This is a genomic window from Micromonospora sp. CA-111912 (genome assembly GCF_050948415.1).
GTDB lineage: Bacteria > Actinomycetota > Actinomycetes > Mycobacteriales > Micromonosporaceae > Micromonospora.
On sequence record NZ_CP192007.1, the window covers coordinates 4,098,107 to 4,117,049 of the forward strand.

The 18,943-nt window shown below is 70.6% G+C and carries 20 protein-coding genes; 8 read left to right on the top strand and 12 right to left on the bottom strand.

The window, feature by feature from the left end:
* Positions 1-38: 38 nt before the first annotated feature.
* The 3 genes from ACQPZO_RS16950 to ACQPZO_RS16960 all read right to left on the bottom strand — a co-directional run bounded on the left by ACQPZO_RS16950 (position 39) and on the right by ACQPZO_RS16960 (position 2,507).
* Positions 39-1,559 carry an amino acid adenylation domain-containing protein gene (locus ACQPZO_RS16950; protein WP_433342096.1) on the bottom strand — a complete coding sequence of 507 codons (1,521 nt, stop codon included), beginning with the start codon at positions 1,557-1,559 and terminating at the stop codon, positions 39-41.
* A 60-nt stretch (positions 1,560-1,619) separates the two neighbouring features.
* Positions 1,620-1,865, bottom strand: a complete 246-nt coding sequence (locus ACQPZO_RS16955) for an acyl carrier protein (RefSeq protein ID WP_433342098.1) — start codon at positions 1,863-1,865, stop codon at positions 1,620-1,622.
* Between the two features lie 207 nt (positions 1,866-2,072).
* Positions 2,073-2,507, bottom strand: coding sequence for a VOC family protein (locus ACQPZO_RS16960; RefSeq protein ID WP_433342100.1), 435 nt, complete (start codon positions 2,505-2,507; stop codon positions 2,073-2,075).
* A 45-nt stretch (positions 2,508-2,552) separates the two neighbouring features.
* On the opposite strand from ACQPZO_RS16960, the gene ACQPZO_RS16965 reads away from it, so the two are divergent.
* From ACQPZO_RS16965 to ACQPZO_RS16980, 4 genes are all read left to right on the top strand, one after another.
* The gene (locus ACQPZO_RS16965) at positions 2,553-3,443 is read left to right on the top strand and encodes a hypothetical protein (protein ID WP_433342102.1); all 891 of its coding nucleotides are present in this window, start codon (positions 2,553-2,555) and stop codon (positions 3,441-3,443) included.
* Between the two features lie 42 nt (positions 3,444-3,485).
* A complete protein-coding gene (locus tag ACQPZO_RS16970) occupies positions 3,486-3,968 on the top strand; it encodes a hypothetical protein (RefSeq protein ID WP_433342104.1) in 483 nt (160 codons plus the stop codon).
* Between the two features lie 76 nt (positions 3,969-4,044).
* A complete protein-coding gene (locus tag ACQPZO_RS16975) occupies positions 4,045-5,262 on the top strand; it encodes an MFS transporter (RefSeq protein ID WP_433342105.1) in 1,218 nt (405 codons plus the stop codon).
* A complete protein-coding gene (locus tag ACQPZO_RS16980; protein ID WP_433342107.1) occupies positions 5,262-5,822 on the top strand; it encodes a GNAT family N-acetyltransferase in 561 nt (186 codons plus the stop codon). The genes ACQPZO_RS16975 and ACQPZO_RS16980 overlap by 1 nt, the downstream gene beginning before the upstream one ends.
* On the opposite strand, the gene ACQPZO_RS16985 is transcribed toward ACQPZO_RS16980, so the two are convergent.
* Entirely contained in the window at positions 5,744-6,700 is a 957-nt protein-coding gene (locus ACQPZO_RS16985; protein WP_433342109.1) for an oxidoreductase, read from the bottom strand. The genes ACQPZO_RS16980 and ACQPZO_RS16985 overlap by 79 nt on opposite strands.
* Before the next feature lie 161 nt (positions 6,701-6,861).
* Between ACQPZO_RS16985 and ACQPZO_RS16990 the strand changes: the two genes are divergently transcribed.
* Together ACQPZO_RS16990 and ACQPZO_RS16995 are read left to right on the top strand one after the other, a co-directional pair.
* Positions 6,862-7,491 carry a TetR/AcrR family transcriptional regulator gene (locus tag ACQPZO_RS16990; protein ID WP_433342111.1) on the top strand — a complete coding sequence of 210 codons (630 nt, stop codon included), beginning with the start codon at positions 6,862-6,864 and terminating at the stop codon, positions 7,489-7,491.
* A gap of 141 nt (positions 7,492-7,632) precedes the next feature.
* Complete coding sequence (locus ACQPZO_RS16995) at positions 7,633-8,160, top strand: hypothetical protein (RefSeq protein WP_433342113.1); 528 nt, start codon at positions 7,633-7,635, stop codon at positions 8,158-8,160.
* A gap of 279 nt (positions 8,161-8,439) precedes the next feature.
* Here the strand turns inward: ACQPZO_RS16995 and ACQPZO_RS17000 are convergent, their stop codons facing one another.
* The 3 genes from ACQPZO_RS17000 to ACQPZO_RS17010 form a co-directional block, all read right to left on the bottom strand.
* On the bottom strand, positions 8,440-9,444 hold the full coding sequence (locus tag ACQPZO_RS17000; RefSeq protein ID WP_433342115.1) for a hypothetical protein: 1,005 nt from the start codon (positions 9,442-9,444) through the stop codon (positions 8,440-8,442).
* A gap of 31 nt (positions 9,445-9,475) precedes the next feature.
* Complete coding sequence (locus ACQPZO_RS17005; protein WP_433342116.1) at positions 9,476-10,009, bottom strand: hypothetical protein; 534 nt, start codon at positions 10,007-10,009, stop codon at positions 9,476-9,478.
* 136 nt (positions 10,010-10,145) lie between these two features.
* Positions 10,146-11,243, bottom strand: coding sequence for a serine hydrolase domain-containing protein (locus tag ACQPZO_RS17010; RefSeq protein WP_433342118.1), 1,098 nt, complete (start codon positions 11,241-11,243; stop codon positions 10,146-10,148).
* 340 nt (positions 11,244-11,583) lie between these two features.
* Between ACQPZO_RS17010 and ACQPZO_RS17015 the strand changes: the two genes are divergently transcribed.
* On the top strand, positions 11,584-13,665 hold the full coding sequence (locus tag ACQPZO_RS17015; protein WP_433342120.1) for a copper-translocating P-type ATPase: 2,082 nt from the start codon (positions 11,584-11,586) through the stop codon (positions 13,663-13,665).
* A 178-nt stretch (positions 13,666-13,843) separates the two neighbouring features.
* Here ACQPZO_RS17015 and ACQPZO_RS17020 read toward each other — a convergent pair whose 3' ends face one another.
* From ACQPZO_RS17020 to ACQPZO_RS17035, 4 genes are all read right to left on the bottom strand, one after another.
* A complete protein-coding gene (locus ACQPZO_RS17020) occupies positions 13,844-14,266 on the bottom strand; it encodes a hypothetical protein (protein WP_433342122.1) in 423 nt (140 codons plus the stop codon).
* Between the two features lie 202 nt (positions 14,267-14,468).
* Positions 14,469-15,002, bottom strand: coding sequence for a hypothetical protein (locus ACQPZO_RS17025; RefSeq protein WP_433342123.1), 534 nt, complete (start codon positions 15,000-15,002; stop codon positions 14,469-14,471).
* An 81-nt stretch (positions 15,003-15,083) separates the two neighbouring features.
* Complete coding sequence (locus ACQPZO_RS17030; RefSeq protein WP_433342125.1) at positions 15,084-16,361, bottom strand: hypothetical protein; 1,278 nt, start codon at positions 16,359-16,361, stop codon at positions 15,084-15,086.
* A 114-nt stretch (positions 16,362-16,475) separates the two neighbouring features.
* Positions 16,476-16,991 (bottom strand): DUF6194 family protein, encoded by a 516-nt coding sequence (locus tag ACQPZO_RS17035; RefSeq protein ID WP_433342127.1) that lies wholly within the window; start codon positions 16,989-16,991, stop codon positions 16,476-16,478.
* Between the two features lie 53 nt (positions 16,992-17,044).
* On the opposite strand from ACQPZO_RS17035, the gene ACQPZO_RS17040 reads away from it, so the two are divergent.
* A complete protein-coding gene (locus tag ACQPZO_RS17040; protein WP_433342129.1) occupies positions 17,045-17,824 on the top strand; it encodes a MerR family transcriptional regulator in 780 nt (259 codons plus the stop codon).
* A gap of 574 nt (positions 17,825-18,398) precedes the next feature.
* On the opposite strand, the gene ACQPZO_RS17045 is transcribed toward ACQPZO_RS17040, so the two are convergent.
* Complete coding sequence (locus ACQPZO_RS17045) at positions 18,399-18,779, bottom strand: VOC family protein (protein WP_433342130.1); 381 nt, start codon at positions 18,777-18,779, stop codon at positions 18,399-18,401.
* Between the last annotated feature and the right edge of the window lie 164 nt (positions 18,780-18,943).

Consider the following 18,943-nt stretch of genomic DNA (forward strand, 5'->3'; position numbering starts at 1 on the left):
TTCGGAGTGGGACCAGGTCGGGTTCGGACGGGCCCCTGTCACAGGGCGGCGAGCAGGGCGCTGCGGTCGAGCTTGCCGGTGGTCGTGGTCGGCAGGGCGTCGCGGCGGTGCACGCTGTGCGGCACCAGGTAGCGGGGCAGCGTGGCGGCCAGCGCGCGGCGCACCACGGCGGGGGTCGGCGCGGCGGCATCGTCGGCCGTGTAGAACAGGGCCAGCCGGTCGTACCCGCCGCCCGGGGCCGGGACGGGCACCACGGCGGCCTCCCGGATCCCGGGGATCCGGCGGGCGACGCTCTCGATCTCGCCCGGCTCGATCCGGTGCCCGGCGATCTTGACCTGGAGGTCGGTCCGGCCCCGGAAGTGCAGCACCCCGTCGGGGTCCAGCAGGCCCAGGTCCCCCGTCCGGTACACGCGCACGGGCTTCCCGTCGACCGGAACGAGGGTGAAGGCGGCGGCCGTGGCGGCGGCGTCACCGACGTACCCGAGGGCCAGCCCTTCGCCGGCGAGGCAGATCTCCCCCACCGTCCCCGGGGCGAGAGGCTTTTCCCCGTCCAGGATGTGCACGGTGGTCTCGGGCGCCGGGACGCCGAGCGGGATGCCGCCCGGGTCGTCGCAGTCCGCCAGGCTGACCCGGTGGGTGGTGGCGAAGACGCAGCTCTCCGCCGGCCCGTAGCCGTTGATCAGGGTGCAGTCCGGGTACCGGGTCAGGAACCGCTCCACATGGGTGGGCGAGAGCCGCTCGCCGCCGGTGATGACCTGGCGCAGGCCGGCGAGGCAGGGGCGATCCGGGTCGTCCTCGTCGACGAGGAAGTTGAACAGCGAGGAGGTCAGCCAGGCGGTGTCCAGCCCGGTCGCGGCGACGAGATCGGCGAGGTCGTCGGGGAGGAGGTAGTCCGCGTCCGCGATGGCGCAGGTTCCGCCGCTGGCCAGCGGCCCCCACAGCTCCAGGCTGAGGGCGTCCCAGGAGACCGGGGCGGCCTGCAGCACCACCCGGCCTGGCCCAAAGTCCGCGAAGCCGCGCCCGGGAAAGAGCCGGGTGGTCGCGTGGTGCGGGGAGAGCACGCCCTTGGGTACGCCGGTGCTGCCCGAGGTGAAGAAGACGGTGGCGGCAGCGGCGCTGTCGACGTACACGGTCGGGGGTTCGGTGCGGCGGGACGCCGCCTGGGTCAGCGGCTCGTCCGGCACGGTCCACACGGGTACGTCGGCGCGCGCCTCGGCGTCGGTGACCAGGACGGACGCGCGTACCAGCCCGGTGACCTGGTCGATGCGCTCGCGCGGCCAGCGGCGGTCCAGGGCCGCGTACCCGGCGCCGCACTTGAGGACGGCCAACAGGACGGCCACCAGGCGGGGCGACCGGGGCAGCAGCACCGGAACGACGGTCCCGGGCCGCACGCCGGCCGCCCAGAGGGCAGCGGCGTAGGCGTTCGCGGCTGCGTCGAGGGTCGCGTAGTCGACGCGCTCGTCGCGGTGGGCGAGCGCGACGGCGGAGGAACGCAGGCGCGCCTGACGGGCCACCGCCTCGTGGATGAGCCGTGGGGCTGCGGGCAGGGGGTGCGGCACGAAGTTGGCTCCCGAACGTCCGGCAGGGATGGGGGCGTCGCGCGAGATCGGGTTCGGTGCTCAGGCCTCGGTCGCCGAGACGACGTCGGCCAGGGTGTCGCTGTCGAACAGGACCTCCGGGCTGATGCGCAGGCCCAGTTCCTTCCCGATCCGGGCGCAGATCCGCATGGCCTGCAGGGACGTGCCGCCGAAGTCGTAGAAGCTGTCGGTCGCCGCGACGTGCGGCACCTTCAGCACGTCGGCGACGATCCGGAGGACGGCGTCGTGGTTACCGGCCCGCTGTGCGGGGGTGTGCTGCTCGGTCAACGTCCTGTTCCCACTCTCGCCTCGGATGGGGGTCTCGCCGGAGCGATGCTCGCCAGCAAAGTAGTCAACCCTGCTGACCCCACGTCAGCGAGACCGCCGGCCGTACCCACGCACCGTGGCCAGGATTCGCGTCGACGGCGTCGATTACCGATGGGTGGTCCGTCACGTCGACCAGTCGACTCGCGAAGGTGTTACGTTCGCGGTTACTCAGTCGAGGCAGAACTCGTTGCCCTCGATGTCCTGCATCACGAGGCACGACTCGTTGTAGCCATCGGCACGCAGTAGCCGCTCGCGTACCGCGCCGAGCGCGACCAGTCGTGCGCATTCGGCCTCAAGTGCGGCCAGGCGCTCTTCACCCACGAGCCCGGTCCCGACCCGTACGTCCAGATGCAGCCGATTCTTGACGACCTTGCCTTCGGGAACGCGCTGGAAGAACAGTCGCGGGCCCACACCTGAGGGATCGTTACATGTAAACGCTGAACCCTGACGCTCAGGCGGCAGCGCGCGATCGAAATCGCCCCAGGTGGCAAACCCCTCCGGTGGCGGCGGCACGACGTACCCCAACACCTCGCACCAGAAACGAGCGACACGCTCGGGTTCTGCGCAGTCGAAGGTGACCTGGACCTGCTTGACCGACGCCATCGGTCCACTATAGGGGGCGGTCCTACGGGCGGTACGCTCGCCGCTGTGACTGACGCGCCGATCGGCAGCGGCGACGAGGCTCCCAGTACGGCGATGGTGGAACGGGTGCTGGCCGATGCTGCTGAGGTGCTGATCATCGAGGCGTCCGTTGACGAGCTCGACCGGCCCGCCGCGGCTCGAATTGTGGTGTCGGACAGGGACATCGCTGAGCTGACCCGGTTGCTGGCGGTCGTGGACGGCGGCACCGGAGATCGCTGTCTGTGCCTGGGATGGCCGACGATCCTCGTGTCGGATGCCGCCGGCCGCGAGATCGCCCGGTGGACGCTGCACCACCAGAGCGGCATCAGAGGCCTCGGGAGTTGCGATGCGGACCTCCGTGATGGCCCTGGCCTCACCGGCTGGCTGGCTGACCGAGGCTTGACCGGATCGCGCGAGGTCCAGCAGATGCTGGCCCGTCAAGCGGCTGAGGGCGAGGCGCGTCGCGTCCAGTGGGTGAAGGCCGCGCCGTCGGCCCTGGCCGAGGCCGCCGAGGCGACGTCGCGCCGGGAGAGCGGCGCGGAGGAACGGCTCGCCGACCTGGTAACCCGGCGTTACCCCGAGGCCAACGAGCGCATCCGAACGCTGGTGGCCTGGGCCGGCTTCCCGCCCCGCCACACGACCATGGGTGGCACGCCGTGGCACGAGCTGGCGCCCCAGCGCATGCTGCTGGCCGAGCCAACCGAGTCGATCTTCATCGCGTTGACGTCGGTATCGTTGGCTCCGATCCAGCTCGACGGTGCGGCAGAGCTGTTCACGTCCCTACAGTGGACTGGTTCGCGACGCGCCGACATTCCCGAATCGCTGAGGTCTCTGCTGATCGCGCATGTGTCGGCGACCGGGACCGATCCGATGAAGTTCCGGATGCGCCATGGATACGGCACCGAGCAAATGGACTGACGCCGGTCGGGGCAGGTCCCGTTGTCAATGTAGCGTTGACAGATGACACCCGAGGTGATGGAGCTGGTTGATCTCGCGATCGACCGCGCGCGGCTGGACGAGCGCGAACTGGAGCTGATCGACCGTGCGCGCCACGGGGGTGCGACGTGGGTTCAGATCGCCGCCGCGCTCGGCCTCGGCAGCCGGCAGGCCGCGGAGCAACGCCGGCAACGCCTGGCGGCCGTACGACGGTCGCGGCGGCACGTACGGGACCTCGGGTATTCGACGCGGATCGCGGCGATCCGGGGTGCGGTCCTCGACCTGCAGCGGTGGATCGACGCGGACCGACGGTGGGACACGCGGTTCGGGCGTGCGGCTCTCGTGCGGAAGACCGCGGAGATGGCCCTCGACGCCGATCCGGGCTCGCTGTACGCGTTGGTGTCGCTTCTCGCGCTCGACCTGACGGAAGCGGGGCGCGAACGGTTGCCGGGGCCGGTGCAGGCTGTCGCGGCACGATTCGCCGATCTTCTGTCAACGAAACCTTGACACGTCAAGAACGTATTGCCTGCCCTTCGCTCAACATCAAGGATCTGAGTCGTCCCGACTCAACCTTGGAGGGCTCATGCGCCGGAACGCTGGCCTGTTCGTGGCGATCTCGCTGCTGTCCGGCTTCGGCAGCAGCGCCATGTCGCTGGTGGCCGGGATCTGGATCCTGGACCTCACCGGTTCCACCGGCCTCGCCGCCCTCGCCGGGCTCTGCGTGTATGCCCCGGTCCTCGCCGGCCCGTGGCTGGGCGGCCTGCTCGACCGGGCGTCACGGCGATCGCTGGTCATGGCGGTCAACCTCGCCCTGGCCGCTGCTCTGCTCAGTCTCCTCACGGTTCGCGGACCAGGTCAGACGTGGCTCATCTTCCTGGTGTCCTGCGCGTACGGCGTCAGCTACGTGCTGATCGACGCGGGCGAGACAGCGCTGCTGCCCTCCGCGCTGTCGCCTGCGGAACTCGGCGACGTCAACGGCTGGCGTGCCAGCGCCCAGGAGGGCATGAAGCTCGTGGCGCCCCTGGCCGGCGCGGGCCTCTACGCGTGGCACGGGGGTCACGCGGTCGTCCTGCTCAGCGCGGCGATGCCGGTCCTGGTCGCCCTCCTGTACGCGGCCGTACGTCTGAAGCAGACGCCACCCGACCTGCCGACCGAGCGGCAACGCGGCCTGCGCGCGGGCCTCGCCGTCCTGCTCGCGCAGCGGGCGACCCGCGTCACTGTCGCGCTCGCCGCCGTGTCCATCGCCATGTCCGGCTTCACGACCGCCGCCAACTACGCGATGGTCACCGGGACGCTGGGCCTACCGACGACGTTCCTCGGAGTGCTGTTCAGCGCACAGGGCGCCGGTTCCATCATCGGCGGTCTCATCGTGGGCCGACTCATCGCCCGGTGGGGCCCGGTCACCGTGGGCGTCGCCGGCACGACGTTGTTCGCCGTCAGCTGCCTGGTGCGCTGCCTGCCCTGGTGGCCCGGCACGGTGGCCGCCTCGGTGATCGCCGGCATCGGTCTGCCCTGGGCCCTGGTCGCCGCAGTGACCGCGGTGCAGACGCACACGCCGACAGCGGTGCTCGGCCGAGTGGCCGGGACCGCGAACACCGCGATGTTCGGTCCCATCGTGCTGGCGATCCCCCTCGGCTCCGCCGCCGTCCATCTCGGAGACCGCCCGACGCTTGTCGCAGCCGCCGCGATCTGCCTGGCTTCCACAGTCGGCGTAGCCTACCGCCCTGGAAGGCAGCGGGAAGAGGAGCCTACGTCGAAATCGAGAGGCCATTCGGCCGCCGGCTCCCCTACGATCGCGTGATGTTCCGCCCGACGTACCCGATTCGCACCGCGCGGCTCACCCTGCGCCCGTTCACCCTGGACGACCTCGACGACGTGTACGCCTATCAGCGCCGCCCCGACGTCGTGCGCTGGATGCTCGGCGCGGAGCCGCGTACCCGTGAGCAGTCGCGGTCGTCGGTGATCGCCATGGCGGGCGAGGACGCGCTGCGCGCGGAGGGCAACTGCCTGACCCTGGCCGTGACCACCGACGCCGGGGTGATCGGGACCGTGGAGCTCGTCTGGCGCAGCCGGCTCGATCGCACGGCCGAACTCGGGTACGTCCTGCACCCCGACCATTGGGGACGCGGGCTGGCTGCGGAAGCCGTGACGGCGCTCCTGGACTGGGGGTTCGACGAGTTCGGGCTGCACCGGATCTACGCGCGGTGTCACGGCCGGAACGAGGCGTCCGCCCGCCTGATGGCCCGGCTCGGCATGCGCCAGGAGGCGCGCCACGTCGAGAGCTACCTGTTCCGGGGAGAGTGGGCCGACCGACTCGTCTTCGCCGTTCTGGCCCACGAATGGCGGTCGCGGCCCAGGTAGGTCCCAACGGCGGACAGCTCGTAGGTGACGCCGGTAAGGCGTTCGGAGAGCTGCCACAGGCGTTCGGCGGTGGCGGTGTCGCGGATGGCGCGCTCACGAGTACGACGCGTGGGCTCACCTCGCAGTTGCAGCAGCCCGTCGGGAACGATGTAGCTCCCCCCGGGCAGGTCCGGAACGGTCGCCGCATACAGGGAGGTCTTCGCCCCTTCCGGGGTGGGACGGAAGGCCACGCGCACGAGCAGGCGCGTGGCCGTCGCGTAGAGCCGTCCTCTGCCGCTGTTGGCGCCGCCGGTGAGCACGTTGGTGCGGGTGAGTCCGGGCGCGACGGCCATGCTGCTCAGCTTCAGCCCGGCGGTGTTCGCTCGGCGTTGCAGTTCCATGGCGAAGTAGAGGTTGGCCCGCTTGGACTGCACGTAGGCGAAGGCCGTCAGGTAGCGGCGCTCGGCGTTGAGGTTGCCCAGGTCGAAACGGGCGAAACGCTGCCCTTCGCTGCTGACGGTGACTACTCGCGGATCGGGTGCGGCAAGCAGATGCGGCAAGAGTAGGCCGGTCAGGGCGAAGGTGCCCAGGTGGTTGATGCCGAACTGCGACTCGAACCCGTCCGAGGTCAGGGCGTAGGGCACCATCGCCAGCCCGGCGTTGTTGATCAGTAGGTCGAGTCGACCGTGGTCCCAACCGGTAGCGAACTGTCGAATGGAGGCCAGGCTGCCCAGGTCCACCTGGCGAAGTTGCAGGCGAGCGTCGGGCACCTCAGCCTGCATGCGGACCAGCGCGGCCCGGCCACGCTCGGGATCACGGCAGGCCAGCACAACCTGCGCGCCACGGCGGGCCAGTTCGCGGGCCGTGACGTAGCCGATGCCGCTGTTGGCTCCGGTCACCACCGCGACTCGCCTGGACTGGTCGGGGACGGTACGCAGGCTCCACGGGGAAGGGTTCCGCATGATGTGCCACCTCGGGGGACGCAGAAGAGTATTGCAACTTTGAGTTGCGATACTCTCATCGTGTCAGCCGCTCGCAAATATCGCAACTTGGAGTTGCAATGAAGCCTGGTCGTTCGACCGCCCCGCAGGTCGGCCGCGGTGCCAAGGTGCGCGCCGCGGTCCACGCCGCCACGCTCGCCGAACTCCTGGACAAGGGTTACGCAGCATTGAGCGTCGAGAACGTCGCCCAGCGCGCCGGAGTGCACAAGACGACGGTGTACCGGGGGTGGAAGGATCGCGACAGCCTGCTCACCAAAGCCCTGGCCGAACACATTGCGATGGACATACCGGTGCCCGACACCGGAGCGATCGAGACCGACCTGCGGGCACTGGCACGCTCGCTCGTCCAGACGTTCACCAGTCCGACCGGGCAGGCCATCCTCGCCGCCATGTTCACCGGGGCAGCCCATCTTCCGGAGATCGCCGCGGCCAGACGGCACGTGTTCGGCGACCGGCTCGCGAGAGTCGAATCGGTCGTGACGCGCGCCATCGAGCGCGGCGAACTCGTCAGGGACACCGATCCCGCCGAGCTCTTCAGGACCCTTGCCGCACCGATCTACCTGCGCCTGCTCATCACCGCCGATCCGGTCGACGAGGCGACCGCCGACCAGGCGGTGCGAGTCACGCTTGCCGCCGCGCGCGCCGGCGCTCTGCGGTCGGCACCCGACGGCGAGCCGGCTACGGGGTGAGGATGCTGACGCCGATCAGGCAGGCGAGCGCTCGTCGAGATCCGACTGGCTGTGCCGGTACATCAAGCCGATCCCCCGCTGCCGTCGAGCCGTTCTATGACCGTAATCAGCGGGTGACCTTCGATGTTGACCCTTGAAGGCATGCGACGCACGGGGATTCTTGGACTGATCTGCGTGTTGGTGCTGGCCGGGCTGACCAGCTGCAGCGCGGCTATCGAAGGCGCGGTCGGGGTACGGCTGGACGCCGACGGCCGGTTGGTCGGGGTGTTCGACTGGTGCCGAGGCAAGGCCGGGGCCGACGAGATCACTCTCTACCTCGGCAGGGGGGACGACGGTGGGGTCACCAAACGGGTTGTCCAGCTCGATCGGGATTCCGGCCGCCGCGCCCGCACCGCGGAGGAAGTCGTGCTGCTCAGCCCATCGGCTGGCTGGCAGACGAAGCTGGCACCGCCCACTTTGAACGACCCCCAGATCTACAACCTGCGTGCGTGGAACAGGAACCAAGGCGCAGTAAGGGACTTCCCGTTCCGGATCAGCGAGCTACGCAACCGCACCGGCCCTGACGTGATCCTCACCAAGCGGTGGAAGGGTGATGAGCACGGCTACGTCGCCACGTTCCACACGCCCGAGGACTTCGTCCGCTACGCCGACACGGTGTGCGACGGCTGAAGGGGCGCACCGGGTGATGACCACGCCGTTCCTCTCCCCGCCCAGATCCGCAACCGGCTCACGCTGCCGGCCCGGCGGGCCCTCCGCGACCACCGGCCCTGCCCGGACGGCCGCCGCCCCCGCTGCCGGGGGCGTTGCTTCGCGCGATACGCGCGGTGGACCATCCGGGCTGCCTCCGGCCGTCACCAGGGGACCTCACCGGCGGGCACGTCGGCCGGCGCGGGCCGGCACGGGTGGTGTGCCGCCCTTGGCTGCTGGTCGACGCGGCAGTCCGTGGCCTCACCTGGCCTGTCTCGGTGCTGCCGCACTCATCCGCCGGGAGCGGCGGGCCGCCCACACCAGGCCGGCGAGCACTACGGCGGACGCTACCGCGAGTGCCCCGCCGACTGTGGGCCAGTTGGTGCTGACTCCGGACAGTCTGCTCGGCTGGCCTGGCTCGCCCGCCCGGGGAAACGTGATCGTGCCGGCCGCGCTGTGCGTGACGGTGCCGCCGGTCAGGTTGACGCGGACCTTCCAGGGTCCGTCCGCGAGGTTGTCCGGCAGCGACGCGGTGACCTTGCCTGGTTCGCCGGGCGCCAGCGTCGTGGTATCGAAGGAGAAGGGTCCGGCGCGGGTGTCGTCGGGTCCGTCGGAGAGGCTCACCTCGCCAGTGATGTCCAGGGCCCGCCCGCCGGTGTTGTTCACCTCGACGGCGACGGTGGGTTTACCTTTGTCGTCGAGGGCCGGGACCATCGTTCCGATGGTGAAGTCCGATGGCGGCTCGTCACCGGGGCCGACGTTCAGGTAGATGCGGATACCGACCCGATTGACGGCGTCGATCTGGCCGCCGCCCGGGCGTGCCTTGTCCTTCGAGGACAGCGAGGCCCACACCATCGCGTACCGCTCCCCCGTCGTGGCGGTGCTCGGCACGCGAATGGTCACCTCGACCGGTGTCTTGTCACCAGGTGACACGTTCACCCGGTCCTGGTCGAGCGAGATCCAGGACGTCAACTCGTTCGTGGCGTGCCCCTCGCCCACCCGGAGCTTGCCGTTCTCGATCGCTGCGGCGCCTGGATAGACCCCGATGACCCTGCGCTGGTGCAGCTCGCTGATCAGTAGCACCCGCCGCCTGATGACAGTGCCGGGTGCCAGGTGGTCCACGATCTTGGTCAGCGCGCGAGGGTCCGAGCGGTGGCTGGGCGTCACGTCGAGCAGCGAGATCCCGAACTTTCCCTTGTCCTCAGCCGGATCTGCGGCGCTGGCCTGGGCGGGTACCCCCAGGCCAGCGACGCACAGCAGCACCACGCAGGACCATCCGGCGAGCCGGCGGCGCGGGCTAGAACACCGAATGTGTCACCGTCCCGCGGTAGGTGCCCGGGGCCGATCCCGCCGGGACCGTGAACTGGAACTGGGGGTTCCAGGTCGCCGTGTCCCCGGTCGAGGCGGTGGTGGCGTTGACCACCGTCTGAGGTGCGCCGCTGAGGGTGACCGGCGCTGTCGGAGTGCAGGTGGTGGTGCCGACTACCGTGCAGAACGGGATGACATAGGTGATGGCCGACGCGGGAACCGTCGCCCCGGCCGCCGCGTTGGCGAAGGCGGTGGACGACACCTGCGCTGTCCACGTACCCGTGCTCGGGGCCTCGCTACGCCCGTCGGTGACCTGGACGTTCCCGAACGAGACAGCGGCAGGGACACCCACCTGGACAAAGCCGAGGTCCACCGGGTCAGGCGCGGTGATGTCCAACGAGCCGCTGAAGGCGGTGAATGACGTATCTGAGTCAACTGAGGGGGCGGCGGCTGCCGGGGTGGCGACCGCCACCAACGCAAGGGCGGCGACGGTGCCCCCCAGCACGATTCTCACAGAACGCACGAGACGTGACTCCCTTTCGACGAGTGGCTGTCACCAGACACCTCCTTGACGGAGGTATCTGGATTATCCCGGTATGGGCGGTTTGAGGTTACCCGTCCTGACAGGGGCTGCGGCGCGAAAGGGCCAACCCGCTGGTTCAATCCTCCCCGACCACGGTCAGGTCGTCGCCGAGGGCCGCGGCGATGGCCGCGGCGCGCGAGTGGTCGCCCAGTCTGCGGGTGAGGTACGCGCAGGCGTGGTGGTGGGTGAGTGACCACCAGGCGGCGGAGCCTCCGATGCCACCTTTCGCGATCTTGCCGCGGTCGCGGATGAATCCGAGTGTCCAGGTGAGCCTGGTGCCGAAGACCTCGTCGTATCCGGTGACCTGGGATCTCAGCAGCTCCGCGTGCAGGCTGGGACCGAGTAGCCGATGCAGGGCTCCATCGTCGCTGGTGAGGTCGGCGAAGAAGCCGGCCACGGCGGTTGCGGTGGCGTGCAGGTTGACTGCCGCGAAGACCGACTGGCGCCAGATCCTGGAGTTCGCCCGCGTGGTGTCGAGCACGCCCGCAGGTATCCGCAGCCACGGGGCCGCGTGGAGTTGAGTTGGCCAATCCGGGCTTGCGTACTCCAGGTCGGCGACGCGGTCCAAGGCGCCGTCCGGTACGCCGAACCACGCGTCCAGCCCGAGTGCGGGGCGTACGACGCCGTCGTACACCTCCTGCAGTGTGGTGCCGGCAGCGGCGCGCAGGATGCCGTCGATGAGGTGGCCATAGGTGAGCGCGTGCTCTCCCAGCGACGTGCCGGGTACGTACTCCGGTGCCGCCTCGGCCAGGCTCGCCCGGAGCGCGGCGTCATCGAGCAGGTCGAGTGCGGCGGCCTCGGCCGGGAATCGGGGTAGACCCGCCTGGTGGGTGAGCACCTGACGTAGCGTGGTCCGCTCCTTGCCCCTGCTGCCGTACGCCTTCCAGTAGGTGGCGATCGGCTCGTCCAGGGACAGCGCGCCGTCGCGGACGGCGATCAGGGCGGCGAGCGTGGCGAAGGTCTTGGACAGTGAGTACGGCTGCACCAGGGTGTCTTCGCGCCAGGGACGCCGCCGTTCGGGGTCGGCCCAGCCGCCGCTGAGCCGGACGACCTCCCGACCGTCGCGCCAGACCGACACCCCCGCCCCGGTTTCCCGACCGTCGTCGAGTAGCTGTTGGAAGACCTGGCGCACCGCGTCGTACCCGTGCTCGGCGAACCCCTCGACCTGAACCATTTCCGCCTCCCCGCTTCGCGGCAACTGGGCGCTGCGGGGCCCCGGGACAAGCGATGGTCGTTCCGGCGGCACCGCAGACAGCCTCTGATGTCACAGACACACCTCGGACAGGTCGAGGCGCGCCATTCGCAAAATTTACCCCGGGGGGGTATCTGAGGCAATGGGCGACGCCGGCACGACGGCTGGTTTCGGACTTTTCGCGCTCGATGGCATTGCCCGGACCAGGCGGGGTACGCCTCCGAGTCCGGAGAGCCAGGCCCCAAGGGGGGAAGCTCGCTCCACCCCTTGCACTCATACCCCGGGGGGGTATATTGGCCCACCAGGATGAGGAGGCAATGAGATGCGGCACGACGTTACAAGCGATGGTGCGGTCCAGCCGGCGAGCGGGCATGATCAGCACGCCGGCCACGGTGGGCACCAGGGGCACGACAAGCACGCCGGGCACGACCCCGAGATTTTCCGCCGCAAGTTCTGGCTGAGTTTCGCGCTGACGGTGCCGATCGTGGTCACCAGCCACATGGTGATGGACTGGTTCGGGTACTCGCTCGACTTCCCCGGCATGTCATGGGTCGGGCCGGTGCTCGGCACGGTCGTGTTCTTCTACGGCGGCTGGCCGTTCCTGGTCGGCGCGGTCCGCGAGCTGCGCGACCGCGCGCCCGGGATGATGCTGCTGGTCTCGATGGCTATCACCGTCGCCTACGTCGCGTCGCTGGCCACCACCTTCGGAGCGTTCGACCTCGACTTCTGGTGGGAGCTGGCCGCGCTGGTGACGATCATGCTGCTCGGGCACTGGCAGGAGATGAAGGCCATCGGCCAGGCCCAGGGCGCGCTCGCCGCGCTGGCCGCGTTGCTTCCCGACGACGCCGAACGCGTCACCGAAGACGGCGTCCAGCGGGTTCCCGTGGATCAGCTGCGCGTCGGCGACGTGGTGCTCGTCCGCCCCGGCGCCCGGGTGCCGGCCGATGGGCAGATCGTGGACGGCAGGGCCGAACTCGACGAATCGATGATCACCGGCGAGTCGCGGCCAGTGCCGCGAGGTATCGGCGACCGGGCGGTCGCGGGCACGGTCGCCACCGACTCCGCGATCCGGGTACGCGTCGACGCGATCGGTGAGAACACCGCCCTGGCCGGCATCCAACGCCTCGTCGCCGAGGCGCAACAGTCACAGGGGCGGGCGCAACTGCTCGCTGACCGGTTCGCCGCCTGGCTGGTCTACATCGCCTCCGGTGCCGCCATCCTCACGTTCGTCGTGTGGTCCGCGCTCGGCGACGTCAACGAGGCGGTGATCCGTACCGTGACGGTCCTGGTCATCGCCTGCCCCCACGCCCTCGGCCTGGCCATCCCCCTCGTCATCGCCCTGTCCACCGCGCTGGCCGCGAAGTCCGGCATCCTGGTCAAGGACCGGCTCGCGCTGGAACGGATGCGCACCGTCGACGCGGTGCTGTTCGACAAGACCGGCACCCTGACCAAGGGCGAACATGCCGTCACCGCAGTCGCCGCGACCGCCGGCGGCAGCGACGACGAGGTGCTCCGGCTGGCCGGGGCGGTCGAGGCGGACAGCGAGCACCCGCTCGCCCGCGCGATCGTGGCCGCCGCCGCCCGACACGGGCAACCGCTACGGGCGACCGGCTTCGAGTCGCTGACCGGCCGAGGGGTACGCGCCACCGTCGACGGCGCCCAGTACGCCGTGGGCGGCCCCGCGCTCCTACGTGAACTCGGCGCGGACGTCCCCGACGACATCACCCACGCGTCCGGGCAGTGGTCGGACCGGGGAGCGGCGGTGCTCTACCTCGCCCGACTCGACGCGACCGCGAAGATCGTAGGCGCACTCGCACTCGAGGACGAGGTACGCCCGGAGGCCCGGCAGGCGATCGACCAGCTCCGGCGGCTGGGCGTCAAGAAACTGATGATGATCACAGGCGACGCCCGCCCGGTCGCCGAGGCTGTCGCCGCCGACCTGGGGTTCCGGCCCGGCGTCGACGAGGTGTTCGCCGAGGTCCTGCCGGCGGACAAGGACGACACCGTCGCCGACCTGCAACGCCGCGGGCTGACCGTGGCGATGGTCGGCGACGGGGTGAACGACGCTCCCGCCCTGGCCCGCGCCGACGTCGGCATCGCCATCGGCGCCGGCACCGACGTCGCCATCGAGTCGGCCGGGGTCGTGCTCGCCTCCTCCGACCCCCGCGGCGTCACCGGGATCATCCGCCTGTCCCGCGCCTCGTACCGCAAGATGATCCAGAACCTCGCCTGGGCCGCCGGCTACAACGTCATCGCGCTTCCGCTCGCCGCCGGAGTGCTGGCCTGGGCCGGTTTCGCCCTGAACCCCGCCATCGCCGCCGTCCTGATGTCGGCGTCGACGATCGTCGTGGCACTCAACGCACAACTGCTCCGGCGGGTGCAGCTCGCGCCGACCGAACAGTGAGATGGCTTTCACCGGTACCCGCACCGGACCGGCTCGGCCCGCATGACCAGAGGCACCTCGCCGTCAGCGCGCCGAGCCAGGTCAGGCCGGGTCGGCGATGCGGGCTGATCCCGGCGCGCTGTTGCTGCACCCGGTAGACCGGACCGCCACCTCGCGGACGGTGGAGCGACGCAGGGCGTCAGTCGTCCTCGGCCCAGGTGCCGGGATAGCGGGCGTGTACCAGGTCGACCAGTTCGGAATCGACCCCACGTAGGGTGCGGACGCTGGCGGGATCGTCGACGGCATCGAGGAAGTACATCTGGAACGTGTAGGAGATGCTGAACGGGTCCGGGCCGGAGTGGTCGAGCATCTCGCGGCAGAACAGGCAGAACCGCCGCACCAGGTCGGGATCCAGGTCGCCCACGAGCCGCCGGGCGAACAGCAACGGCCCTGCTGCACGGATGAAGTACACGTACTGCTCGGCGGGCTCGGGTTGCCGGTCGTCGCAGATGGCGTTGTCCAGCTCGTCGCAGACGAGCCTCTTGATGGACTGCCGTGCCTCCGGAAAGTGTCGCCAGGTGGCGTTGCCGATGGGGCCGAAGTCCCAACTTTGGGCCACCATTCGCCGCCTCCGAGGATGACCGGGTGAAAGTGCGGACGGCCTCCGGTCGCGCCCGGTACATGATCATGTTATCCGGCGGCGGCTGAAGGGGGTGACCGGCGTTGCCGGCCAGGCGTCGACCCAACTTTCACCCCGGTGGTGATCTCAACTCTCACCGCCGTCCCGAGCCTGCCGCCTCCCTTCCACTTCTGGGAGCCGGTGCTCAACCAGTTGGGAGGAGCACCGGCGTTGCGTTCGGGGCGAGCGCGCCCGCCACGGCGGGCGTGAATTCGTTGATCAACCGCCAGATCATGGGCGCACCAGCGCCAGCGGCGGCGGCGACGGTGGGATCGGTCTGCCGCAGGAAGGCGAGGTGACGGCAGGCATGAACAGCGACGTCCACGGGCCGGATCTCGGCGGGGGACGGGGCGAGGGGGTCGCCGGAATTGAGCACCGGAGTGGGTTCGATCGGCGTCGTGGGAGCGCCTGGACGAGGGTCGGGCAGTGCCACGTAGGTGACGGTCAGGCGGCGGCCGACGAAGCGCCACGACGTGGAGTGCAGGAGCCCGTCGAGGCGACCCGGCGGCAGTTCTGCCAACGACCGCGCGACGACGTCGGGGTGTTCGTCCCGCAGCGGCGCGGAGGTGGCCCGGAACCGTAACCCGTCCTGGTCGGCGCTGATCAGGAGCACCTCGACGACGACGGTCGGGGGCGGCAGCGTCGTCGGTGCGGCGGCGATATGCGGTGACGGTGGCACCCGATCAGCTTAGGGAGAAGGTCATCCGGAACTCGGTCGGTCCCCGAGGATTCACCCCTGCCGGAGATCGGGGCGGACCGCTCAGGCGGCGGAGGCATCGGCGGGCACGGCCACGTCCCATTCCGTGCCCGCCCGGGTGTCGTGGATGGTCAGGCCGGCGGCTGTCAACGCCGCCCGGATGCTGTCCGCAGCCTGGTACGCCTGTTCCCCGCGTAGCCGCTCGCGTAGCGCGAGGAGCGGTTCCACCAGGGGGCGGAGCCGGTCGTGTGGGTCTCGAAGACCTGCCGCGGCGGCGTGTCCGAGCCGCACGATCAGGCTCCGGAGCACCGCGCGGGCCTGGGTGGTGCCCTCGTCCTCGTCGGTGTCCGCGCCCCAGACGCCGATCGTCTCCTCGAGGTCGAGGACGGCTTGCACCATGTCGTCGGCCGCACCGGCGAGCCGGGCCACCTCGAAGCGCCGCTCGCAGTCCAGGGTCACCTCCGGCAGGGGTGCCGGTTGAGCCGCCCGTGACGGTTGGACGGGAACACCGTCGACCCTCCTCGCGGCAAGTCGGTCGCTGCGGGTCAACGCGCGCAGCTCGGCCAGGCTCAGCGTGGCGCCGGCCGTCAGTACGCGGCTGCGGCCGGCGCGGCGTACGGTCAGGCCACCTCGGCCGGTGATCTCCACGCTGCCGCGGAGCAGGTCGACGATCACCGCGGTGTGTTCGTCCACCCCGAGAATCGCGGCGTCGGCCGGCAGTTCCCGTTCGAGGATGGTCAGCCGGCGCTCTCCCAGGTAGGAATAGCGGGTGTCGTGGGTTCCGCCCTCGGTGTTGTCGTAGTGCGGGATCACCACCACCCGGAGATCAAGGCAGGCGAGCAGGTTCAGCCCCTCGCGCCAGTGCGGTGCGGCTCCGACCTTGTAGATCTCGTAGACCGGCACGGCGAGACACCCCATCGTGGCGGCGGCGGCCGAGGCGAACACGACCGCGCCTCGCGGGTGTCGGATCCGTTCGGCGAGGGCGGCCGCGACGGGCTGTCGACGCCAGTGGTCGAGGGCGTAGGACGGGCTCCCCGGGCCGGAGAAGATCCAGTCCGCGGTCTGCACCATCGCCAGACCCCGGTCAGCATCCGCCGATGTCTGACCGCGCATGCCCGGTGCCACCGACACCCGCAGCCCGACGCTGCGGTGGAAGTACTGCTGCGCGCGGGCGGAGATGTCGGCGACATTCTCCTGAAAGCCGTACGGCGTCTCAAGGAGCACCGCGTTCGGCCGGTCCGGCGACAGCCGGTCGACCACCGCCCGGTGAACGCTGACCATGGTCGGGCTGGTCTCGCCGGATCCCATGATCGCGAGCAGGCCGCACTCGACTCGCTGCATGAGCTGCCTCCTCGGCCAGACTCCAACCCGCGACCATCTCGGACCGTAACCCACCGAACTGGTGATGTCACTCCGACCCTCCCCCGACCGGACCCCCGACCGGCTCACGCCGGGTCAGCGCGAGTCGTGCTGCTCCCCACGCGCCCGCCGGTGCTCGCCGGCCGCCCGGCGGTGCGCATGGGCGAGCAGCCGGTCGACCTCGGGAAGCCGGTGGATGCCGGGGTTGAGCACGCACGCCCAGCCGTACGTGCCGTAGGCGGGGTGGGGCAGGACCTCGTCGCACCGGGTGAAGTCGATTCCCGGCCGGTGGTCGGGGAGCTCCACGGGCGGATAGCCGAACCGGCGCTGGAACTCCTCGCGGCCGACGTGCACGTTCAGGCGGAAGATTCCCGGGCGGTCGAGGTGCGAGTCCTCGTCGAACCCGGGGACGTCGTGTTCCACGATGGTGGCGAACGGCCGGCGACGGTCGGACCCGACGAAGAAGAAGCGGTCGCCCCAGCTCACCTCCGGCGCACCGGACCGCTCGTCGGCCTGCACCTGCGTGACGTGCGGCAGCGCGACGATCCGCTCGACGAGTTCGGCCACGGCCGGTGCCGCTCGATCGCCGTAGTACCCAGGCAGAGTAGTCATGACCTTTACCGTATCGTTGACCCACCCTGTGAAGGTTTGGCGTTATCTGCTGCTTGGAGGCCGGGCTGAAGTCTCAAACGGGAGAACGCGGACGTTCGTACCGTCCGGCGGACCTCGCCCGGGAACACGGCATCTCCACCCAGGCGGTCCGCAACTACGAACGCGACGGGGTGCTGCCGCCGGCCCCGCGCACGCCGAGCGGCTACCGCGCCTACTCGACCCTGCACGCGCACGCCCTGCGCGCCTACCTCGCGCTCGTCCCGGCGCACGGCTACGCGACCGCCGGCGAGATCATGCGCGCCGTCAACGCCGGCGACGTGGACACCGCGCTACGGGCGATCGACCGCAGCCACGCCCAACTGCTCCGCGACCGCGAGACGCTCGACGTCGTCGAGGCGACCGTCGGGGTCCTGGCGGGCACCGGCGTACGCGCCGAGGCCGCACCGGCAGGGTCGCCGGCCGCGGGCCGGCCCGACCGTCCGCTGACGATCGGCCACCTCGCCCACCGGATCGGCGTGACGCCGGCCACCCTGCGCAAGTGGGAGCGGGCCGGCGTCCTCGTGCCGCAGCGCGGTCCCGACACCGGCCACCGGCTGTACCGGGTCGACGACGTCCGCGATGCCGAGCTGGCGCACCTGCTCCGGCGCGGCGGCTACCGGCTCGACCACATCGCCACGGTCCTGCGCCAGGTCCGCGCCGCCGCCGGCCCCGAGGCGTTGGCCGGCTCGCTGGAGGGCTGGCGGCAGCGGCTCACCGACCGGGGGCGGGCCATGCTCACCGCCGCCGCGCGGCTCGCGGACCACCTGTCCCCGCCGGACGCGCCCCGGGACTAGAGCGGGGGTCGAAGTGCGGGAGACGCACGGCCACGTCTCCGGCGGCAGGCAAGCACGACCGCCACCAACCAAAACCGACCGCTGCCCTGCGCGGACATCTACCAGTTCAGGAGCGCTCCCGGGCCGGGCGGCCTCCCGAGAACCGCCGGCGAACGGCCCCAGCCGTGCAAGATCGTGCTCGATCCCGGAAAGAGTGGCCTCCTACCCGTAACGAGGCCACTCTTTCCCTGATCGAGCACGATCTTGTTCCCTGACCCAGCGCGCGCGACCCAGCGCGCGCGACCCAGCGCGCGCGACCCAGCGCGCGCGACCCAGCGCGCGCGACCCAGCGCGCGCGACCCAGCGCGCGCGATCCAGCGCGATCGTGTGCGCTCGTGTGCGCTCGTCCGGACCCAGACCACCGTCAGGGGTTCGCCAGGGCCCGCCCGCGCAGGAAGCAGCCTGAACGCCCGGAGCGGGCCGACCCCGACGAACCCCACCCCGCTCACCCACGCCGAACAACAGCGCCGAACCGACAGCGCCGAACCGAGCCGAGGCAGGCCGACCTCGACACAAGCTCCAGCGTCGGTGCGTATCAGAGTGGGTTGAGGCGGGCCTTGAGCAGGCAGAACTCATTACCTTCGGGGTCGGCCAGGACATGCCACCGCTCCTGCCCTGTCTGGCCGATGTCGGCCGGGCGCGCACCGAGCTTCAGAAGGCGTTCGAGCTCGGCGTCCTGATCGCGGTCGGTGGCGTTGACGTCGATGTGCAGCCGGGATTTCCCCTGCTCCGGCTCATCCCTGCGACTGAGGAAGATCGTCGGCTGCGGACCGCCGAACCCTTCGCGCGGCCCGATCTCGATCGAGCCGTCGTCCTCGCGATCGAGCACGACGAAGTCCAGGACCTCGCACCAGAACCGCGCCAGCACCTCGGGGTCGCGGCAACCGAGCACGAGCTCACCGATACGACATGCCATGAACGTAACCTGCTCTCAGCCGGGGAAGTGCCGGGAAGACCACAGGCGAACCTCATGGGCTCCCAGCAGTGGAAACAATCCCGCGACCGTACCGGACGGCGCAGCAACGGCGCTGCGGACGGTCGTCGGCCGTGCGCCCGGCCCGCGAAGGGGCAGGTCGGACG

What these genes read in the sequence shown, in the direction of transcription:
- ACQPZO_RS16960 (WP_433342100.1), bottom strand. Translation starts at nt 2,507, where the DNA reads ATGGCGTCGGTCAAGCAGGTCCAGGTCACCTTCGACTGCGCAGAACCC.
- ACQPZO_RS16970 (WP_433342104.1), top strand. Translation starts at nt 3,486, where the DNA reads ATGACACCCGAGGTGATGGAGCTGGTTGATCTCGCGATCGACCGCGCG.
- ACQPZO_RS16975 (WP_433342105.1), top strand. Translation starts at nt 4,045, where the DNA reads ATGCGCCGGAACGCTGGCCTGTTCGTGGCGATCTCGCTGCTGTCCGGC.
- ACQPZO_RS16980 (WP_433342107.1), top strand. Translation starts at nt 5,262, where the DNA reads ATGTTCCGCCCGACGTACCCGATTCGCACCGCGCGGCTCACCCTGCGC.
- ACQPZO_RS16990 (WP_433342111.1), top strand. Translation starts at nt 6,862, where the DNA reads ATGAAGCCTGGTCGTTCGACCGCCCCGCAGGTCGGCCGCGGTGCCAAG.
- ACQPZO_RS16995 (WP_433342113.1), top strand. Translation starts at nt 7,633, where the DNA reads ATGCGACGCACGGGGATTCTTGGACTGATCTGCGTGTTGGTGCTGGCC.
- ACQPZO_RS17010 (WP_433342118.1), bottom strand. Translation starts at nt 11,243, where the DNA reads ATGGTTCAGGTCGAGGGGTTCGCCGAGCACGGGTACGACGCGGTGCGC.
- ACQPZO_RS17015 (WP_433342120.1), top strand. Translation starts at nt 11,584, where the DNA reads ATGCGGCACGACGTTACAAGCGATGGTGCGGTCCAGCCGGCGAGCGGG.
- ACQPZO_RS17020 (WP_433342122.1), bottom strand. Translation starts at nt 14,266, where the DNA reads ATGGTGGCCCAAAGTTGGGACTTCGGCCCCATCGGCAACGCCACCTGG.
- ACQPZO_RS17030 (WP_433342125.1), bottom strand. Translation starts at nt 16,361, where the DNA reads ATGCAGCGAGTCGAGTGCGGCCTGCTCGCGATCATGGGATCCGGCGAG.
- ACQPZO_RS17035 (WP_433342127.1), bottom strand. Translation starts at nt 16,991, where the DNA reads ATGACTACTCTGCCTGGGTACTACGGCGATCGAGCGGCACCGGCCGTG.
- ACQPZO_RS17045 (WP_433342130.1), bottom strand. Translation starts at nt 18,779, where the DNA reads ATGGCATGTCGTATCGGTGAGCTCGTGCTCGGTTGCCGCGACCCCGAG.